This window comes from Streptomyces decoyicus (assembly GCF_019880305.1).
Lineage (GTDB): Bacteria > Actinomycetota > Actinomycetes > Streptomycetales > Streptomycetaceae > Streptomyces > Streptomyces decoyicus.
Genome location: NZ_CP082301.1, coordinates 4,411,204 through 4,429,771 on the forward strand (window position 1 = coordinate 4,411,204; position 18,568 = coordinate 4,429,771).

Consider the following 18,568-nt stretch of genomic DNA (forward strand, 5'->3'; position numbering starts at 1 on the left):
GTTTCACGTGAAACCGGTCGACCCGCGTCTGCTCCGCTACGCCCACGCCACCCGCGGCTTCCTCGTCGCGGTGGTGGTACTCGGGCTTGCCGGAGCGGGCCTGGTCATCGGCCAGGCGATGCTGATTGCCGAGATCGTGGTCGGGGCGTTCCAGCACGATCTCGATCTCGGCGCGCTGACCACACCGGTGGCGCTGCTCGCCGCGATCTCCGTCGGGCGTGGTCTGATCGCCTGGCTCACCGAGCTGGCCGCGCACCGTGCCGGCGCGGCGGTCAAGTCCGAGCTGCGGATGCGGCTGATCGAGCGGGCGGCGCAGCTGGGGCCCGGCGCGGTGATCGGCCGCGCGGACGGCGGCGCGCAGGCCCCGGGTGCGTACGGTCCGGAGGCGGCCGGCGAGCCCGACGGTGCGGGCACCCTGGAGATGCGTACCGGCGAACTCACCGCCCTCGCCACCCGCGGCATCGACGCCCTCGACGACTACTTCGCCCGCTATCTGCCGCAGCTGGGGCTGGCCGTCGTCGTCCCCCTCGCGGTGCTGGCCAGGATCGTCACCGGGGACTGGATCTCTGCGCTCACCATCGTCCTCACCCTGCCGCTGATCCCGCTGTTCATGATCCTGATCGGCTGGGCCACCCAGGCGCGGATGGACCGCCAGTGGCGGCTGCTCGCCCGGCTGTCCGGCCACTTCCTCGACGTCGTCGAGGGCCTGCCGACCCTCAAGGTCTTCGGCCGGGCCAAGGCCCAGGCAGCCTCCATCCGGGCCATCACCGGCGCATACCGCCGGGCGACGCTGCGCACCCTGCGGATCGCCTTTCTCTCCTCCTTCGCGCTCGAACTCCTCGCCACCATCTCCGTCGCGCTGGTCGCGGTCGGCATCGGTATGCGGCTGGTGCACGGCGAGCTCGACCTCTACACCGGCCTGATGGTGCTGGTACTGGCGCCCGAGGCGTATCTGCCGCTGCGGCAGGTCGGTGCGCAGTACCACGCCGCCGCCGAGGGACTCTCGGCCGCGGAGGAGATCTTCGCGGTACTGGAGACACCGCTGCGGACCCCCGGCACCGCACCCGCGCCCGAGGGCACCGCGCTGGCCGTGGAGGATCTGGTGGTCCGCCACCCCGGGCGCTCCGCCGACTCACTTCCGGCGACCTCGTTCGAGGTCCGGCCCGGCGAGACCGTCGCACTGGTCGGCCCCTCCGGCGCGGGCAAGTCCACGTTGCTGAGCGTGCTGCTCGGCTTCACCGAACCGCATGGCGGCCGGGCTCTCGTCGACGGCCGGGACATCGCCTCCCTCTCCCCCGAGAGCTGGCGGCAGCGGATCGCCTGGGTTCCGCAGCACCCGCATCTGTTCGCCGGCACCATCGCCGAGAACGTACGGCTGGCGCGCCCGGATGCCGACGCCGCCGCGGTGCGCACCGCCCTGGGCGACGCGGGCGCGCTGGACTTCATCGACGCGCTGCCGGACGGCATGGCGACCCGGCTCGGCGAGTCCGGTGCCGGGCTCTCGGCCGGCCAGCGCCAGCGCCTCGCGCTCGCCCGCGCCTTCCTCGCCGACCGTCCGATCCTGCTCCTGGACGAGCCCACCGCGAACCTGGACGGCGCCACCGAGGAGGCGGTCGTGGCCGCGGTCCGCCGGCTCGCGGTCGGCCGTACGGTCCTGCTCGTCGTGCACCGGCCGGCGCTGCTGGCGGTGGCGGACCGGGTGGTGCGGCTGCCGGAGCCGGTGGGGGCGGCGGTCGGTACGGAGCCGATGGAAGCGGTGGGTGCGGGACCGCGCGAGGGAGCGGCCGCGGTGGCTCCGCCTGCGAAGACGGCCGTGGAACCGGCCGCTGCGGACCGGGACTCCACCAAGGCCGAGGCCGAGGCCGAGGGATCGGACGCGGGCCCGGAGTCCGGCACCGAGCCCGACCTTGGCCGCGGCTCGGCGCTCACCCGGCTGCGCCGGACGGCCCGTGCCCATCGGGCGCAGTTCGCGGTGGCGCTGCTGCTCGGAAGCCTCGCGCTGGGCAGTGCGGTGGGCCTGATGGCGACCTCCGGCTGGCTGATCTCGCGGGCGGCACAGCAGCCGCCGGTGCTCTATCTGATGGTGGCGGTGACCGCGACCAGGGCGTTCGGTATCGGCCGTGCGATCTTCCGGTACGCCGAGCGGCTGGTCGCCCATGACGCGGTGTTCCGGATGCTCGCCGACGTACGCGTCGCCGTCTTCCGGCGGCTGGAGCGGCTGGCGCCGGCCAGGCTCAAGGAGCGCAGCCGTGGCGATCTGCTGTCGCGGCTGGTGGCCGATGTCGATGCGGGACAGGACTACTTCCTCCGCTGGCTGCTGCCCGCAGGGGCGGCGGTGCTGGTCGGCGCCGGCGCGGTCGGTTTCACCGGATGGCTGCTGCCCGAGGCCGGCGCGATCCTCGCCGTCGGGCTGCTGCTCGCGGGTGTGGGGGTGCCGGTGCTCTCGGGTGCGCTGGCCCGGCGGGCGGAGCGGCAAGTGGCCCCCGCCCGCGGACGGCTGGCCACCCGTGTCGTCGATGTGCTCACCGGTACCGCCGAGTTGACGGTGGCCGGTGCCCTCCCCGCCCGTACGGATTCGGTACGGCGCGCGGACCGGGACCTGACCCGGATCGCCGCCCGCTCGGCCACCGTCGCCGGGACCGGCGCCGGGCTGTCGGCGCTGCTGTGCGGGCTGACGGTCGCCGCGGCGGCGGTGGCCGCGGTCCAGGCCGTCCACGCGGGCCGGCTGACGGGCGTCGCGCTGGCCGTCGTCGTGCTCACCCCGCTCGCCGCGTTCGAGGCGGTGACGGGGCTGCCGCTCGCCGTGCAGTACCGGCGGCGCACCCGGCACGCCGCCGAGCGGGTCTTCGAGGTGCTGGACGCCCCGGTCCCGGTGCAGGAGCCGGCCACTCCGGCCGATGCTCCCGAGGCACCGTTCCCGCTGGCCGTACGGGATCTGACCGCGCGCCACCCGGGACAGGGCCGGCCGGCGCTGGACGGCGTCGGCTTCACCCTGGCGGCCGGCCGCCGGCTCGCCGTCGTCGGCCCGTCCGGCTCCGGCAAGACCACGTTGGCGCAGGTGCTGCTGCGCTTCCTGGACCGGGAAGGGGGGACGTACACGCTGGCCGGAACGGATGCCCAGGCGGTGGACGGTGACGCGGTCCGGCGGCTGGTGGGGCTGTGTGCGCAGGACGCGCACCTCTTCGACAGCTCGCTGCGGGAGAACCTCAAGCTCGCCCGCCGGGACCGCCGGGACGCCGCGGGCGACGGCGACCAGGACCTGTGGGACGCGCTCGTCCGGGCACGGCTCGCGGACTGGGTGCGCGGGCTGCCCGACGGCCTGGACACCATGGTCGGGGAGCACGGCGCCCGGCTGTCCGGCGGCCAGCGGCAGCGACTGGCCCTGGCGCGTGCGCTGCTCGCGGACTTCCCGGTACTCGTCCTGGACGAGCCCGCCGAGCACCTCGATCTGGCCACCGCCGATGCGCTGACCGCCGATCTGCTGGCCGCGACCGAGGGCCGTACGACGGTCCTGATCACCCACCGGCTCACCGGTCTCGATGCGGTCGACGAAGTGCTGGTCCTGGACCAGGGGCGGGCCGTGCAGCGCGGGAGTTACGCGGAGCTGGCCGCGGCCGACGGGCCGTTCCGGCGGATGCTGGAGCGCGAGCGGGCGGTGGACGCGGCGTACGGCGAGGTGCAGGTGATCGCACAGGGCGACGCACAGCCGGTGGCATGACGCGACGCGCTGCCGGTGGCGTCAAGTGGCGCCCGGCCGGTGCCCGGGGCGGCCGTACTTCCATGGGCCGGCTCCCGCCGCCGCCCCCGGCCACTCCTGCGCCGCGCACCGGACGCCGTCTCCCGTCGCGGGCCGGCCACGCACCGGCGCTCCCTCCCTGGCCCCTCCCCCGCATAACTGGACTTTCCCCGGAAATCAGCCGTTATTAGGCTCATGGCATGGCAGCTACGGCAGAACCCCCACCCCCGGACCCCAGGGGCCCCGGGAGCGAGGGCGCGAGCGCGGCCCCCGACCCCATGGAGGCCGCCACCGAGGCGACCCGCAGTCTCCAGGGCCTGTCGTCCGAGCTGACCGCGCGGGTGCCGCAGCTGCTGGAAGCGATGCGTACGGTCGGTGCCGGTCTTGATCTGCACATCACCCTGGACCGGATCGTGGAGACCGCCGCCGAGCTCGCCGACGCCCGCTATGCCGCGATCGGGATCATCGACGATGCCCGCGAGGGGCTGTCGGACTTTGTGACGTACGGCGTGAACGGGGCAGCGCACGAGCGGATCGGCGCGCTGCCGGACGGTCACAAGGGCCTGCTCGGCGCACTCATCCATGATCCCAAGCCGCTGCGCCTGGGCGACCTCACGAAGGACCCCCGGTCGGCAGGGTTCCCGCCCGGACACCCGCCGATGCGGACGTTCCTCGGGGTGCCGATCCGCGTCCAGGGCGAGATCTTCGGCAATCTCTATCTGACCGAGAAGCGCGGCGGCGCGGAGTTCAGTGAGGAAGACCTGCACATGGTGCGGGTGCTGGCCACCGAGGCCGGTATCGCGATCGGCAACGCCAGGGTGCATGCGGCGACCCGGCAGCGGGAGCGGTGGATCGACGGCTCCGTGGCGGTGACCACCGAACTCCTCGCCGGCAGCGATGTCGACGACGCACTCGCGGTGGTCGCCGAGCAGGCCCGCAAGCTGGCGGACTCGGCGGCCGGCATCGTGCTGCTGCCCGACGAGGAGGGCGGTCTGGAGATCGTCGCGGTGTCGGCGGACGCCCCCGCCGGGATCATGGGGACGCAGATTCCGCCCGACAGCCCGGTGGTCGAACAACTCCTCGCCGGGGAGCCGGTGTTCGTACACGACTCGGCCACCGACCCACGGATGGTCACGGATATCGCGGCCCGCTTCGGCCCCAGCATGATGCTGCCGCTCAAAAGCGGCGGACGGGTGCTCGGCACCCTGGCGACACCGCGGGCCCGGGGCGCCCGCCCGTTCACCGGTGCCGAGCGGACGCTGGCCACCCAGTTCGCGGCGCAGGCCGCGCTGGCGCTGGTGCTGGCCGACGCCCAGCGCGACCGCGAGCGGCTCGCCGTCTACGAGGACCGCGACCGGATCGCCCGTGACCTGCACGATCTCGTCATTCAACGGCTGTTCGCGACGGGCATGATCCTTGAGAGCGCACAGCGCAGATCCGTCGTGCCCGAGGTGGCACAGGGCGTCGGCAAGGCCGTGGACGAGCTGGACGTCACCATCCAGGAGATCAGGACCGCGATCTTCGCCCTGCAACAGGGCCCGGCCGAGGCGCCGTCCGGGCTGCGGACCAGGGTCCTGCGCGAGATCGGCACCGCCGCCGTACCGCTCGGCTTCCAGCCGTCGGCCGGCTTCATCGGCCCGGTCGACTCCCGGGTCGGCGAGCTGACCGGCAAAAACCTGATCGCCGCGCTGCGTGAGGCGCTGTCGAACGCCTTCCGGCACGCCCAGGCCTCCCGGATCGATGTCGTCGTCGACGCCACGATCCGGCTTCCGGACGGTGCCGACGGAGTCCGTCTGACCGTCGCCGACGACGGCATCGGCATCTCGGACGGCGGTCGCCGCAGCGGCCTCAAGAACCTCGCCAAGCGCGCGGAGTCACTGGGCGGCTCCAGCTCCTACGGCCCGGGGCTGGGCGCGGACGGCACGGGGACGATGGTCAGGTGGGAGGCGCCGCTGTGAGGGGCAGGGCGGGCGTCGACGCGCGGCCGGCGGCTGCCGCCGGCCGGCCGCTCCCGTGTGAGCGGTCGTCTTCAGTGTGAGCGGTCGCCCCGTGGGCCGCCGTCATGCAGGATCCGCTCGATGACGGCCGCGACACCGTCGTCGTTGTTGGACGCGGTACGGCCCGTCGTGGCGGCCAGCACGTCCGGGTGCGCGTTGGCCATGGCGTAGGAGGTGCCGGCCCAGCTCAGCATCTCTATGTCGTTCGGCATGTCCCCGAAGGCGACGACCTCGTCCGGGGAGATGCCGCGCTCCGCACAGCAGCGGGCCAGGGTGCCGGCCTTGCTGACGCCGGGCCCGCTGATCTCCAGGAGGGCGGTGGGGCTGGACCGGGTGAAGGACGCGAGATCGCCCGCCGCTGTCCGGGCCAGCTGGAGGAACGTGTCGGGGTCCAGCTCGGGGTGGTGCGCCAGCAGCTTGATCACCGGCTGGTCCGGGAAGGCGGGGCCGGCGGAATCGGAGGGGCTGTGGGCGGCCGCGGACCGGCCGTCCGGCCCGCGGGTGGCGTCCGGCTTGTTCGCCTCCGGACACAGCGTCGAGACGAAGTCGTCGGCGAGCAGCTTCTCCGCCGGTGCGACGGCCGCGGCCGGGTCCAGGAGGAGGGGCGGGTACTGCGGCTCGTAGTGGATGCCGCCGGTGCGCTCGACCGCGAACGAGGTGCCGGGCGCGGCGCTGCGCAGCGCGTCCACGACGGCCAGCGCGACCGTCCGCTCCAGGGGGCTGACCTCGACGATCCGGCCGCCGCGGTGCAGATCGACGACGGCCGCGCCGTTCGCGCAGATCGCCAGACCGTGACCGTGCACGTGGTCGCTGACCACGCCCATCCAGCGGGCCGGACGCCCGGTGACGAAGAACACCTCGATGCCGGCCTGCTCCGCGGCGGCGAGCGCGGCGATCGTCCGGTCCGAGACCGTCTTGTCGTCGTGCAGCAGCGTGCCGTCGAGGTCGGTGGCGATCAGCCGGGGCGCAACGGCCGTTTCGGGCGCCCGTAGTGGTGTGGCGGGGGCATCAGTCACGGGGCCATCTTCCCGTACCGCCGTGCACAGGCGTGCGGTGGGTTGCGCGCATGAGCCGGCGGCGGCAGGCCGAGGGCGTACGGACAGGCGGGGTGGAGGCCCACGGCACGGCAGCGGAGCGTTGGTACCGTCCGGACGGCCGTACGCTCGGGGGTATGCGACTGAGCACCGTGATACTCCCTGTCCGCCGCTGGTCCCAAGGCGGGCGGGAGGCGTGGCAGCGCGCCGAGGAGCTTGGCTTCCACGCCGCGTACACCTATGACCACCTCTCCTGGCGGAGCTTCCGGGACCAGGCCTGGTTCGGCGCCCTTCCGACGCTGACCGCGGCCGCCGCCGCGACCTCCCGGATGCGGCTGGGCACCCTCGTCACCTCGCCGAACTTCCGGCATCCGGTCACCCTCGCCAAGGAACTGATCTCGCTCGACGACATCAGCGACGGCCGGATCACCCTGGGCATCGGGGCCGGCGGCAACGGCTTCGACGCCACCGCGCTCGGCCAGGAGCCCTGGGCGCCGCGGGAACGGGCCGACCGCTTCGCCGAGTTCGTCGGGCTGCTGGACCGGCTGCTGACCCAGGATGTCGTCTCATACGCCGGCGACCACTACTCCGCGCACGAGGTCCGCAACATCCCCGGTTGTGTGCAGCGGCCGCGGCTGCCGTTCGCGGTGGCGGCCACCGGGCCGCGCGGGCTGAAGCTGGCCGCCCGGTACGGCCAGGCCTGGGTGACGACCGGCGATCCCAAGGTCTCCAACGGGGGCGGAACGCCGGATGAGTCGAGGGAGGCGATCCGCGGACAGCTCGAGCGGCTGGGGAAGGCCTGTGCCGATCAGGGGCGGGACTTCGCCGACCTGAAGAAGATCATGCTGACCGGCTTCACCCCCGACAGCCCGCTGGACTCCGTCGACGCCTTTGTCGACTTCGCCGGACGCCACGCCGAGCTGGGCATCGACGAGCTGGTCCTGCACTGGCCGATCGCCGACTCGGTCTTCGAGGCCGATGTCGCGGTCTTCGAGCGGATCGCCACGGAGGGGCCGGCGCAGCTGGCCGCCCGGTAGGCGGAGCACGGACCGGCGGCCCCCTGCGGACCGCCGGCCGGCTCGGCTCCTCCGGCGGCGCAGGTGCTCGGATGCCCGACGCGCCCGGCCGCCCCGGCGCGCCCGGTACTCCCCTGGCCTGGGCTTTACCCCACATATAGCTCTGAAGAGGGAGAATCGGGACAGCGGCGCAGTGTGCGGGCCGCCGCGCGCGGTGCGAGGACGGCGCGCGGCAGGCCGGCGCACTGCGCGAAGTGCGGCGTTTGCGGAGGAGCCATGGCACAGACCCGATTCGCCCCGGACCGTGGGCTGACCACACGCATGGTCACGACGATGTTCTTCATCGGCCTGCTGTACGTCGTGGTCGTCGGCGTGCTGGTGGTGCTGCTCAAAGGCGCCTGGGTGGTGGTGCTGGTGATCTCGGGCGCCCTGTTCGTGGCGCAGTTCTGGTTCAGCGACCGGATCGCGGCGTTCAGCATGGGCGCGCGCGAGGTCACACCGGAGCAGGCGCCCGAGCTGCACGGCGCCGTCGACCGGCTGTGTGCGCTGGCCGATATGCCCAAGCCGCGCGTCGCGATCGCCGAGTCGGATGTGCCGAACGCGTTCGCCACCGGCCGCAGCCAGAAGAACTCGCTGGTGTGTGCCACCACCGGGCTGCTCAGGCGACTGGAGCCGGAGGAGCTGGAGGGGGTGCTGGCGCACGAGCTCTCGCATGTCGCGCACCGCGATGTCGCGGTGATGACCATCGCCTCGTTCCTCGGCGTGCTGGCCGGGATCATCACCAGGGCCGCGCTGTGGAGCGGTGTCGGCCGCAGCAACCGGGACCAGAACGCGGCCATCGCCGTGCTCATCGTGACCGCCGTGAGCGTGGCCGTCTACGCCATCAGCTTCCTGCTGACCCGGCTGCTGTCCCGTTACCGCGAGCTGTCCGCCGACCGGGCTGCCGCGTTGCTGACCGGCCGTCCCTCGGCGCTGGCCGCCGCGCTGACCAAGGTCACCGGCCAGATCGCGAGGATTCCGACCGAAGATCTGCGCAAGGCCCAGCCGTTCAACGCCTTCTACTTCGCCCCGGCGTTCAACAAGGAGAGCTTCAGCCGCCTGCTGTCCTCGCACCCGACGCTGGAACAGCGCCTGGACCAGCTGGCAAGGATCTCGGGGGAGCTGGGGCGGGCGTGACGGGCGGGGCAGTGGGGACCGCCGTATCGAGCAAGGAGTAGTCGCGCATGGGTTTTCTGGACGCCATCCTGGGCCGCAGCAAGCCGGTACGTCCCGATCTCGACCAGCTGTTCGCGCTGCCGTCGGCCGCGGTGACTCTGCAGGCCGCGGCCGGTTTTGAACCCACCGGCCTGGGGTCGGTGTGTTTCGCGAGCGTGGAGGGCGCGACGTTCTCGCGTATCCAGGAGGAGGCGCGCTCCCTCCTGGACGGTTCGGTGGAGTTCACACAGGACGCGTACGGCTATACGTGGCTGCTCGTACGGCATCCGCCGGAGGACGTGGCGGGCCTGGTCAACGACCTGCACGCGGTCAATACGTCCCTGGAGGAGGCGGGTTTCGGCCCACAGCTGCTGTGTTCGCTGGCCGGTTTCCGCGATGAGCGGCAGCGGTCGCTGGCGCTGGTCTACCTCTACAAGCGCGGCACGTTCTACCCCTTCTCCCCGAAGGAGGGCGGTGGCGAGAAGCGCGACAACCCGCTCGAACTTCAGGTGCGGGCGATGCTCGGGGACGATCTGACGATCGAGCAGGACCTGGCGCGGTGGTTCCCGGTGTGGGGAGCGCCGGGGCTCTGAGGGGTGGTGGACCACGCGGCCTCTGGGGGCGCTGGTCTCGGCCCGGTCCTACGGGGGGCGGTGGCTCAGCCCGGTCGGTCCTACGGGGGTGGTGGCTCAGCCCGGGAATCGCAGGAACTGTGCGGGTACATGGCTGGTGAGCCAGACCCCGTTGCCGCTGACCCGGAAGACATGGCCGGCGCGGTGCATCGCGGCCGCGTCGACGGTGAGGACCACGGGCCTGCCGCGCCGCGCGCCCACCCGGGTCGCGGTCTCACGGTCGGTCGAGAGATGGACGGCGTGCCGCGACATCGGCCGCAGCCCCTCGTCCCGGATGGCGGCCACACTGCGGACCGCCGTGCCGTGGAAGAGCTGGGTAGGCGGTACGGTCGGCGGCAGATCGAGGTCGACGCGTACCGAGTGGCCCTGTTGGGCGCGGACCCGGCCGTCCTCGATGGCGTATCGCTGCTTGTCGTTGCCGACGACGACTGCCTCCAACTCCGCCCGGGAGAAACGGAATCCATGTCGCGCGGCCGCTGCCATGAGCTCTTCCACGGGCACCCAGCCCTGGGGATCGAGGGTGATGCCGATCCGCTCCGGTTCATGGCGCAGATGTTTCGCCAGATACTTCGAGATGCGCACGGAGCGCTGGTTGTTCATGTCTCCAGAGTGCCGCGCAAGGCGCGCGACGGCACCTGAATTGCGGGCCCGGGAGCCGTGGCAGGTGCCGGGCCGCCCCGGGCGGCGCTCGCCCTGCGGACCCGCGGGATGAACCGAGGGCATCGCCAGCCCTCGCCCGGCCGGCCCGTCACTTCTCTTGGCTCTGCCGGCCTTCCTTGTGCTGCGCCCTCGCGAGTTCACTCGCCTTTCTCGCCTTTGCGCTGGTCACCTCGTCAGCTGCCCAACGGGCCCATTCCTCCTGGGTCGCCGACATCCGCAGGCCGTACTCCAGCGCGATCCGCCCGTAGACCGAAATCATCTCCTCGTCCCACTCGGCGGTCTCTTCGATGTGTTCAAGCGTGGCGCGGGTGCGCGCGGCGCGCTCGGCCTGATGCAGGAGATATGTCTGCGCCTCCAGCGGTGTGACGACGCCGAGGAAGAAGACGCGCAGCAGGCCGTCATGGCGCTGGGGGCCGCTGGGCTCGACCTCGGTGAGCCAGTGGCGCAGCTCTGCCATGCCGTCGTCGGTGATCGCGTATTCCTTGCGGCCGCGGGGGCCGTGGGCGGCGACCTCGACGAGGCCGGCGGTCGTGAGCTTGGTGAGCTCGCCGTACACCTGGCTCTGTGTGGCCGGCCAGACGCTCGACAGCGAGGCGTTGAACAGCTTCATCAGGTCGTATCCGCTCGCCGGGGCCTCGGCCAGCAGGCCCAGCACGGCATGTCTCAGGCTCATGGTCAGCACTTTACTTTCCACTGTTGACATGTCAAAGGTGGAGGTTCTATGTTCGACATGTCGAAGTTGGAATGTGCTGTGGGGGAGTGTGCGGCAGATGCGGCCACTCGTCCCGGCGCCGAGGCGTGCGGCCGTGCGTGCGGTCGCGAGTGACGAGGGGGATCATGAACTACCTGCGGAACTTCATTCCGTGGCTGGCCTTTGCGGGGGTGTCCTCCGTCGGCTGGCAGTGGGGCGCGCTCGCGGGCCTGGCGATATCCGTCGCGCTGCTCGTCGCCGACCGGGCCGCCGGTCTCTCCCTCGACTACCGCCTGCTGGAGTACGGCACGATCGTGTACTTCGCGGCCCTCGGCGTGCTGGCCTTCGCCCGTCCCGACAGCGGTCTCAAGCTGTACGGCAGCGCCCTGTCGATGGGCTGGCTGGCGCTCATCGCCTGGGTCTCGGTCGCCGTGCAGCGGCCCTTCACGATGGCGATCGCGCGCCGGATGGCCCCGCCGGAGGTCTGGCACACCCTGCTGTTCCGCCGCATCAATGTCGTGCTCACGAGCGTGTGGGCGGTGTCCTTCACTCTCACTGCGATCGCCCAGACCGTCGTCTCCGCCTATGAGGTGAACGTCATCGTCTCGATCGTCATCCAGATCGCCGGATTCGTCCTTCCCGTCCGCTTCACCGCCGGCTACCCGGAGCGGGCCCGTGCCCGCTTCATGGAGAACTCCGGCGCGCGGACTGCCAATCAAGGAGGTATGGCCGCATGACCACCACACCCCCGACCACCGCCACCGAATCCCGTGCCCCCGCGCCTCATATGGCTGGCAACTTCGCCCCGGTGAAGGAGGAGCTGACCGCCTACGACCTCCCGGTCACGGGCACGATTCCCCCCGAGCTCAGCGGCTGGTTCCTCCGTAACGGCCCGAACCCGCGGGACGCCGCCACTCCGCACTGGTTCTTCGGCGACGGCATGGTCCATGGCCTGCGCCTGGAGGGCGGCCGGGCCGTCTCCTACCGCAACCGCTGGGTCCGCACCTCCACCTTCACCGACGGGGCGCGGCCGGTGGACGCGCAAGGCCGCCGCAATCTGGCGGCGGGCGTGGCCAACACCCATATCGTCCGGCACGCCGGACGCACCCTCGCACTGGTCGAGTCGTCGTTCCCCTACGAAATCGACTGCCGCCCCGGCCATGAGCTGGAGACCCTCGGCGCCCATGACTTCGGGGGCCGGCTCACCACGGCCATGACCGCCCACCCCAAGACCTGCCCCACAACCGGCGAGCTGCATTTCTTCGGCTACGGCGGGCCCACTCCGCCCTATCTCACCTACCACCGTGCCGACGTCTCGGGGGAGTTGGTGATCAGCCGCCCCATCGATGTTCCGGGGCACACGATGATGCATGACTTCCATCTGACCGCCGGCCATGTCGTCTTCATGGACCTCCCGGTCGTCTTCGACCGCAACCGCCCCGGCATGCCGTTCCACTGGAACCCGGAGTACGGCGCCCGGCTGGGGGTGCTGCGGCGTGACGACCCCTATGGCGAGGTCCGCTGGCTGTCCATCGACCCCTGCTATGTCTTCCACGCCCTGAACGCCCACGACGACGGCGAGCAGCGCATCGTTCTGTATGTGTCCCGCTACGCCGAATTCGGCGGCAGGACCCCGGCCCACCTCTGGCGCTGGACGATCGATCTGGCGACGGGCACGGTCACCGAGGAGCAACTCGACGACCAATTCTGCGAGTTCCCCAGGGTGGACGACCGGCTCGCCGGGCTGCCGGCCCGCTTCGGCCATGCCACTACCGGCGAGCTTCCGGGCAGCGGCCCGATACCCGGTGCCCTGCTCCGCTACGACCTGGAGACCGGTGCCGTCGTCCGCCATGACTTCGGTCCGGGGCGCACTCCGGCCGAGGCGGTCTTCGCCCCGGCGGACGACCGTCCGGGAGGGCCGGGCTGGCTGCTCACCTATGTCTACGACGCCTCCACGGACACCAGCGATCTCGTCGTACTCGACGCGGAGGACATATCAGCCGACCCGGTCGCCACGGTCCATCTCCCGCAGCGAGTGCCGTACGGCTTCCATGGCAACTGGCTGCCCGATCCGGTCAGTTGACGGCAACCAAGGGCGCGGCGGGGGACCGCGCACCGCCTGATCCTTGACAACTCAAGACTGGGTATGTACGAGGGCGCGGGCGGGTTGCGGGGGAAGAGCGCCCGCGCGTCGGCTCAGGGCTGGTTGCCGGCCTGGTGCTGGGTGTGGGTGTGGGTGTCGGCGGCGGCCGCATCCACCGGAGATGCGGTCCCGCTTCCGTCCGCCGGCGCGGCCTCGCTCCCCCACCCCGATGCAGTCCCTCCTCCGCGCGCCGCCAGGGCGTCCATGGTGCGGGCCTGCACCTCCCGGTGTGCGGCGGCGGCGATGAAGGCGGCCGCGTTCTCCGCGCCCACGAGATCCCGCACGGCCTGCACGGCCTCGGCGGGGAGCAGCACCGCCTCGGGCACCACCGCCGGGCCGGTCACGGTACGGGGGGCCGCGACCGGCCCGGGGGCGGCCGGAACTGCCTCCGCCACTGCTTCCGCCTTCGTCACTGCCTCTGCCGCTGTCCCTGCCTTTGTCACTGGCTCGGCTTCTGTCACTGGCTGGGCCTCTGCCGGTAGTGCCTCGCTGAGGTGATGGTGCAGGTACCGGGTGGCCAGGGTGCGCATGGCGCGGGCGAGTTCGGCGTCGATGGTCTGCTGGGCCAGAGGGCGCAGCCGGCGTACGAGGGCGGCGGCCTCCGCAGCCTCGGCATCGGTGGGCGGATGGTCAAGGAAGGGCTGGAAGACATGCTCGGCGGTGAAGTCCAGAAAGCGGGAGGCGATGTGCTCGACCTGGCCGCGCAGTTCCCGCAGATGACCGGAGATCGCCAGGAGCGGGACGCCGGCGGAGTGGAGTTCGGCGGCGACGGCGAGTTCCTGCGGGCTGGGGACGAGGAACTCGTCGTCCTTGCCGGGGATGCGCTCCAGGACGCCCAGTTCGACCGCCTCGGCGATCGCTTCCTCGTCGGAGGTGCCCCCGAAGGCGGCGTCCAGGTCCGGGCGGCTGATCCGGGACGCCTCCTCATCGGTCCACGGCCCGTCGATCTCGGCGACCAGGCCCAGTACCCCGCCCAGGTCGAGGCCCGCGTCCCAGGCCGCGAGGAGCTCCTTGATGCTGGCGAGGGTGTAACCACGGTCGAGCAGATCGGCGATCTGGCGCAGCCGGGCCAGATGGGTCTCGCCGTAGACATTGGCCCGGCCGCGGCGTTCCGGACGGGGGAGCAGCCCCCGGTCCTGATAGGCGCGGATCGTGCGGACCGTGGCGCCGCTGAGGTGCGCCAGGTCCTCGATGCGGTATTCGGCCGTCGGCGGCTGCTCGGTCACTGCGGTGCTCCTCACGAGATGGCCGCGCGCTACGAGATTGCCGCGCGGCCCACCGCGCCCGCCGCGGCCCGTGCGGCCGGGGAGGACGCCAGGTAGGCGACGGCCGTGCGCAGCGACCCTTCCTGCGAGGGATGGTACGACCGCCGCAGGTACCGCGGTATCGCCGCTCCCAGCGCACGCCAGGTGGGCAGCAGTCCCTTGCGTACGGCGCGGTTGTGCTCGCGCAGCGAGTAGCGGGACCGGGTGGCGAGCTGGGGATCGTGCCGGAGGAGGTAGGCCGTGCCCCAGCCCCAGAGGTAGAGCAGTACGGGGGCCGTCACGGCCATGCCCAGGACGCGGCGGGCATAGCGGGCGGGGTCCTCACCACCGGTGTGCTGGTACATGTCGAAGGCGACCGCGCGATGCTCGACTTCTTCCGCCCCGTGCCAGCGCAGCAGGTCGAGCATGACCGGGTCGGGTCCGGCGCGGTCGAGACCGTCGGCGTCCAGCACCCAGTCGCCGAGCACCGCGGTGAACTGCTCGATGGCGGCGATGACCGAGAGCCGGAAGCGCAGCCACTCCTGGTCGGGTATGGGGATGCCGAAGGGGGGCTTCTCGCCCAGGAGGCAGGTGAACAGGAAGTCGATGTGCCGGGTGTAGGGGCGGGTGTCCAGGCCCTGATGGGCCAAGTGGTCGAGCACGTAGGAGTGTTGGACGCTGTGGGTGGCTTCCTGGCCCATGAAGCCCTTGACGTCCTTGAGGAGGCGCTCGTCCCGGACCAGTGGCAGGGCTTCTTTGAAGACCTTGACGAACCATCGCTCGCCCGCGGGGAGCAGCAGATGCAGCACATTGATGACGTGGGTGGCAGTGGGCTCGTCCGGTATCCAGAGCAGTGGAGTATCAGCCCAGTCGAACGACACCCGACGCGGCGATATCGGGGGCTGCTCGTCGGTGGCCGGCAGGGGGCGCGGCTGGGAGGGTGACGGGAATTGCGGCGTGCTCATGCGCGGCTCCTGACGTGCGCGTTCTCCGGTTGACGGTGAGGCGGCCGGGCCCGGGGCGCGGCCGGAAGTACCTCAGGGCCGTGGCGACGGGCCACCGCCCCGGGACGCCGTACGGCATCGGGTTCGGGACGGATGCGTGGCCGGGCGCCCGCCGGCGGATAGGGGGTGACGCCCGGACGGACGCCTGCCGGCAGATACGGCTACAGCCGGGGCTCGAAGCGGGCGAGGGCGCGTAGCGCGCGCGGGGTGAAGCGGGACATCAGATGGGCGCCGCGTGCTTCGGGGGTGACCGGCACCACCGCCTGGTTGCGGACCACCGCACGCAGGATGGCGTCGGCGACCTTCTCCGGCGGGTAGTTGCGCAGCCGGTACATCCGCGCGGCCTTGGCCTGGCGGCGCTTCTCCTCCTCGGCCGAGACGCCGGTGAAGCGGGCCGTGGTGGTGATGCCGGTGTTGACCAGCCCCGGGCAGATGGCCGAGACGCCGATGCCCTGACCGGCCAGTTCGGCACGCAGGCACTCGCTGAGCATCAGGACGGCGGCCTTGGACGTGCTGTAGGCGGGCAGCACCCTCGAGGGCTGGAAGGCGGCGGCCGAGGCGATGTTGACGATATGGCCGCCCTGTCCGCGGCGCGCCATTCGCGTGCCGAAGATCCGGCAGCCGTGGATGACGCCCCACAGATTGACGTCCAGGACCTTCTTCCAGTCCTCGGCGCTGGTCTGCAGGAAGGCGCCGGAGAGGCCGATGCCGGCGTTGTTCACCAGCACGTCGACGGTGCCGTACTCGGCGTCGATCCTGTCGGCGAGCTTCTCCATCGCCGCCTCGTCGGAGACATCGACGACCTCCGCCCAGGCTTGCGGTGCACCGATCAGCCGGGACATCTCGGCGGTCCGCGCCGCGCCCTCGGCGTCCCGGTCGACGGCGATGACCCGCGCGCCGGCCTCGGCGAAGGCGAACGCCGTCGCCCGGCCGATGCCGCCCGCCGCACCGGTCACCAGCACCAGCTGACCGCCGAACCGGTCGGCGTGCGGGCCGGACGCCACGACCTGCTTGGCCGGATCCCCCTCTTCCTTGGCGGTGACGAACTCACCGATCCAGGCGACGAGCTGGTCGGGGCGGGTGCGCGGCACCCAGTGCTTGGCCGGGAGGGTGCGGCGTACCAGCTGGGGCGCCCACTGCTCCAGATCGTCGTACAGCCGCTGGGAGAGGAACGCATCGCCGGTAGGGGTGATGAGCTGGACCGGGCAGTGCGCATAGGCGTCGGCGCGGGGCCGGCGGAGCCGGGGGAGAACATTGTCGCGATAGAGCCAGGCGCCATGGGCCGCATCGGTCGGCAGCGAAGCGGTCGGGTAGTCACCCTCCGGCATTTTCTCCATCCGCTGGAGGATCTGGGGCCAGCGCTTGCCGAGCGGGCCCTTCCACGCCAGCTCGGGCAGCACGGGCGTGTGCAGCATGTAGACGTACCAGGACTTGGCGCTCTGGTTGAGGAGCTGGGCGGCGCGCCGAGGGGTGGGGCGAGCCATCCGCTTCTTGATCCAGTGGCCGAAGTGGTCCAGGGACGGGCCCGACATGGAGGTGAAGGAGGCGATCCGGCCCTCCGTGCGCTGCACCGTGGCGAACTCCCAGGCCTGCACCGAGCCCCAGTCGTGGCCGACCAGATGGACCGGGCGGTCGGGGCTGACGGCGTCGGCAACGGCCAGGAAGTCGTCCGTCAGCTTCTCCAGCGTGAAGCCACCTCGTAGCGGCTTGGGGGCGGTGGACCGGCCGCAGCCCCGGACGTCGTAGAGCACCACATGGAACCGGTCGGCCAAGCCGCGGGCGACCTCGGACCACACCTCCTTGCTGTCCGGATAACCGTGCACCAGCAGCACCGTCGGCCGGGCCGGGTCTCCCAGCTCGGCGACGCACAGCTCGATACCGCCGGTCCGCACCCAGCGCTCCCGCGCACCGTCGAGCCCCACCCCGTCGAGCCCCGCGCCATTTCCGGCCCCGGCCCCGGCCCCGGCCCCGGCCCCGGCTCCGGCCCCGGCTCCAGACGGCATCTGGCCCTTCGCGAGGCGCCGATCCGCTCCCCGGCCACGTCCCTTACCTCGCCCACGCTCCTGCCCACGTCCCCGAGCGGGCCCGTGCTCCTGCCCCTGACCGTCTCCCTGTCCCTGGCCGTCTCCCTGTCCCTGCCCGTTTTCCCGTCCCGTGTTCATGCGGCCTTCTCCTCCTGCCAGCGCCGCACATGCGGCAGATCGTCGTCGAGCCAAAAGGCGCTTTCCTGTGGGTCCTTGGAGTCCGTGACGACCAGGATTTCCTCGAACTTCGCGCCCGTTCCCCGGAATCCGAGGTGGGGTTCGACCGCCCACAGTCCGGGCTGCGGCGGGTGGTCGGAGAAGGTGTACGGGCTCCACAGCGGGGACCAGCCGTCACGGTGGCCGTGCAGCGCATCGGAGGCGAGGCCCTTGAGCGCCTGCGTGCCGAAACCGAAGAGGGTGGGGGACCAGCGGCGCTGCCGGACCCGGTCGATCTTGTGCGCGATGACGCCGAAGGGGTAGGCGCGGTGGCGGTTGGCATAGCCCTGCCGCGCCATCAGCCGGTCGACGTCCTCGTAGATCTCCCGCAGCGGGCGCCGCTCGCGCACCTCGCGCAGGATCAGCTCCCGGTGTGCTTCGAGATCGGCGAGCAGCCGGTCGTGCACGGGGTTGAGTCCGAGGCAGCCGGAGTAGCCGATATCGGCCGTGAAGCCCTGATACACCGGTGCCATATCGAGGATGAAGGCCATCCCCGGCTCCAGCTCGCGGTGGGTCGGGAAGAACTGAAGGGGTACGCGGAAGTTGACGAAAGCGGTGCGGTCGCCGAACCAGGCGAACGGCAGATGGAACCAGTCCCGCACCCCGCGCTCACGCAGCCACTCGCGCTGCATCCGTGCCGCCGTACGCTCGGTGACCCCGGGCTTGAGCTGGGCGGCCACCGCTTCCGCGCAGGCATAGGCGAGCCGCTGGACCTCTCTGAACCCCCTCAGCCCGGCGGTGAGTTCCGGCCCGGCGGTGAGTTCTCCGGCTCGTGGTGAGGTCGCTGAGGTGACTGAGGCCATCGCCAACCGTCCGTCCGTGAGCGGTGCATCGCGGTACGTGCCCGTAACTTGACACTGATGAATGTGACAATGACCGGCGGCTGCGTCAAGGGGGCGTACGGCCGTGCACCGCACCCCGACGCCGGGGGCACTCTGAGCAGGAGACCCCTACGGGCACGTAATACCGCAGGGGGA

At 71.9% G+C, this 18,568-nt stretch carries 14 protein-coding genes; 7 read left to right on the plus strand and 7 right to left on the minus strand.

Annotated elements, in window-relative coordinates; genetic code table 11:
- Positions 1-7: 7 nt before the first annotated feature.
- Positions 8-3,718: a thiol reductant ABC exporter subunit CydD gene (cydD, locus tag K7C20_RS19370; RefSeq protein ID WP_053210262.1), complete on the plus strand. Its 3,711-nt coding sequence runs from the start codon at positions 8-10 to the stop codon at positions 3,716-3,718.
- 296 nt (positions 3,719-4,014) lie between these two features.
- A complete protein-coding gene (locus K7C20_RS19375; RefSeq protein ID WP_053210263.1) occupies positions 4,015-5,694 on the plus strand; it encodes a sensor histidine kinase in 1,680 nt (559 codons plus the stop codon).
- A 71-nt stretch (positions 5,695-5,765) separates the two neighbouring features.
- Here the strand turns inward: K7C20_RS19375 and K7C20_RS19380 are convergent, their stop codons facing one another.
- On the minus strand, positions 5,766-6,749 hold the full coding sequence (locus K7C20_RS19380; protein WP_053210264.1) for an HAD hydrolase family protein: 984 nt from the start codon (positions 6,747-6,749) through the stop codon (positions 5,766-5,768).
- A 155-nt stretch (positions 6,750-6,904) separates the two neighbouring features.
- Here K7C20_RS19380 and K7C20_RS19385 point away from each other — a divergent pair, with 155 nt between their 5' ends.
- The 3 genes from K7C20_RS19385 to pspAB all read left to right on the plus strand — a co-directional run bounded on the left by K7C20_RS19385 (position 6,905) and on the right by pspAB (position 9,570).
- Positions 6,905-7,804 (plus strand): LLM class flavin-dependent oxidoreductase, encoded by a 900-nt coding sequence (locus tag K7C20_RS19385; RefSeq protein WP_053210270.1) that lies wholly within the window; start codon positions 6,905-6,907, stop codon positions 7,802-7,804.
- A gap of 255 nt (positions 7,805-8,059) precedes the next feature.
- Entirely contained in the window at positions 8,060-8,959 is a 900-nt protein-coding gene (gene htpX, locus K7C20_RS19390; protein WP_030075841.1) for a zinc metalloprotease HtpX, read from the plus strand.
- A gap of 47 nt (positions 8,960-9,006) precedes the next feature.
- Entirely contained in the window at positions 9,007-9,570 is a 564-nt protein-coding gene (gene pspAB, locus K7C20_RS19395; RefSeq protein WP_030075843.1) for a PspA-associated protein PspAB, read from the plus strand.
- A gap of 96 nt (positions 9,571-9,666) precedes the next feature.
- Here the strand turns inward: pspAB and K7C20_RS19400 are convergent, their stop codons facing one another.
- Both K7C20_RS19400 and K7C20_RS19405 read right to left on the minus strand, forming a co-directional pair.
- Entirely contained in the window at positions 9,667-10,209 is a 543-nt protein-coding gene (locus tag K7C20_RS19400; protein WP_030075845.1) for an RNA 2'-phosphotransferase, read from the minus strand.
- 148 nt (positions 10,210-10,357) lie between these two features.
- Positions 10,358-10,942, minus strand: coding sequence for a PadR family transcriptional regulator (locus K7C20_RS19405; RefSeq protein ID WP_030075846.1), 585 nt, complete (start codon positions 10,940-10,942; stop codon positions 10,358-10,360).
- Positions 10,943-11,106: 164 nt separating this feature from the next.
- On the opposite strand from K7C20_RS19405, the gene K7C20_RS19410 reads away from it, so the two are divergent.
- On the plus strand, positions 11,107-11,697 hold the full coding sequence (locus tag K7C20_RS19410; protein WP_030075847.1) for a hypothetical protein: 591 nt from the start codon (positions 11,107-11,109) through the stop codon (positions 11,695-11,697).
- Positions 11,694-13,043 carry a carotenoid oxygenase family protein gene (locus tag K7C20_RS19415; protein ID WP_053210265.1) on the plus strand — a complete coding sequence of 450 codons (1,350 nt, stop codon included), beginning with the start codon at positions 11,694-11,696 and terminating at the stop codon, positions 13,041-13,043. The genes K7C20_RS19410 and K7C20_RS19415 overlap by 4 nt, the downstream gene beginning before the upstream one ends.
- A 113-nt stretch (positions 13,044-13,156) precedes the next feature.
- Here K7C20_RS19415 and K7C20_RS19420 read toward each other — a convergent pair whose 3' ends face one another.
- The 4 genes from K7C20_RS19420 to K7C20_RS19435 form a co-directional block, all read right to left on the minus strand.
- Positions 13,157-14,329: a MerR family transcriptional regulator gene (locus K7C20_RS19420; RefSeq protein ID WP_078953563.1), complete on the minus strand. Its 1,173-nt coding sequence runs from the start codon at positions 14,327-14,329 to the stop codon at positions 13,157-13,159.
- 29 nt (positions 14,330-14,358) lie between these two features.
- Positions 14,359-15,312 (minus strand): metal-dependent hydrolase, encoded by a 954-nt coding sequence (locus K7C20_RS19425; protein ID WP_078953564.1) that lies wholly within the window; start codon positions 15,310-15,312, stop codon positions 14,359-14,361.
- 200 nt (positions 15,313-15,512) lie between these two features.
- Positions 15,513-17,354, minus strand: coding sequence for an SDR family oxidoreductase (locus tag K7C20_RS19430; protein WP_409351312.1), 1,842 nt, complete (start codon positions 17,352-17,354; stop codon positions 15,513-15,515).
- A gap of 155 nt (positions 17,355-17,509) precedes the next feature.
- Positions 17,510-18,394: a M24 family metallopeptidase gene (locus tag K7C20_RS19435; protein WP_078953565.1), complete on the minus strand. Its 885-nt coding sequence runs from the start codon at positions 18,392-18,394 to the stop codon at positions 17,510-17,512.
- Positions 18,395-18,568 lie beyond the last annotated feature (174 nt).

Coding starts and splice junctions, on each gene's coding strand:
- K7C20_RS19400 (WP_030075845.1), bottom strand. CDS start 10,209: ATGAACAACCAGCGCTCCGTGCGCATCTCGAAGTATCTGGCGAAACAT.
- K7C20_RS19410 (WP_030075847.1), top strand. CDS start 11,107: ATGAACTACCTGCGGAACTTCATTCCGTGGCTGGCCTTTGCGGGGGTG.
- K7C20_RS19425 (WP_078953564.1), bottom strand. CDS start 15,312: ATGAGCACGCCGCAATTCCCGTCACCCTCCCAGCCGCGCCCCCTGCCG.
- pspAB (WP_030075843.1), top strand. CDS start 9,007: ATGGGTTTTCTGGACGCCATCCTGGGCCGCAGCAAGCCGGTACGTCCC.
- K7C20_RS19430 (WP_409351312.1), bottom strand. CDS start 17,354: ATGCCGTCTGGAGCCGGGGCCGGAGCCGGGGCCGGGGCCGGGGCCGGG.
- htpX (WP_030075841.1), top strand. CDS start 8,060: ATGGCACAGACCCGATTCGCCCCGGACCGTGGGCTGACCACACGCATG.
- K7C20_RS19415 (WP_053210265.1), top strand. CDS start 11,694: ATGACCACCACACCCCCGACCACCGCCACCGAATCCCGTGCCCCCGCG.
- K7C20_RS19405 (WP_030075846.1), bottom strand. CDS start 10,942: ATGAGCCTGAGACATGCCGTGCTGGGCCTGCTGGCCGAGGCCCCGGCG.
- K7C20_RS19385 (WP_053210270.1), top strand. CDS start 6,905: ATGCGACTGAGCACCGTGATACTCCCTGTCCGCCGCTGGTCCCAAGGC.
- K7C20_RS19375 (WP_053210263.1), top strand. CDS start 4,015: ATGGAGGCCGCCACCGAGGCGACCCGCAGTCTCCAGGGCCTGTCGTCC.
- K7C20_RS19435 (WP_078953565.1), bottom strand. CDS start 18,394: ATGGCCTCAGTCACCTCAGCGACCTCACCACGAGCCGGAGAACTCACC.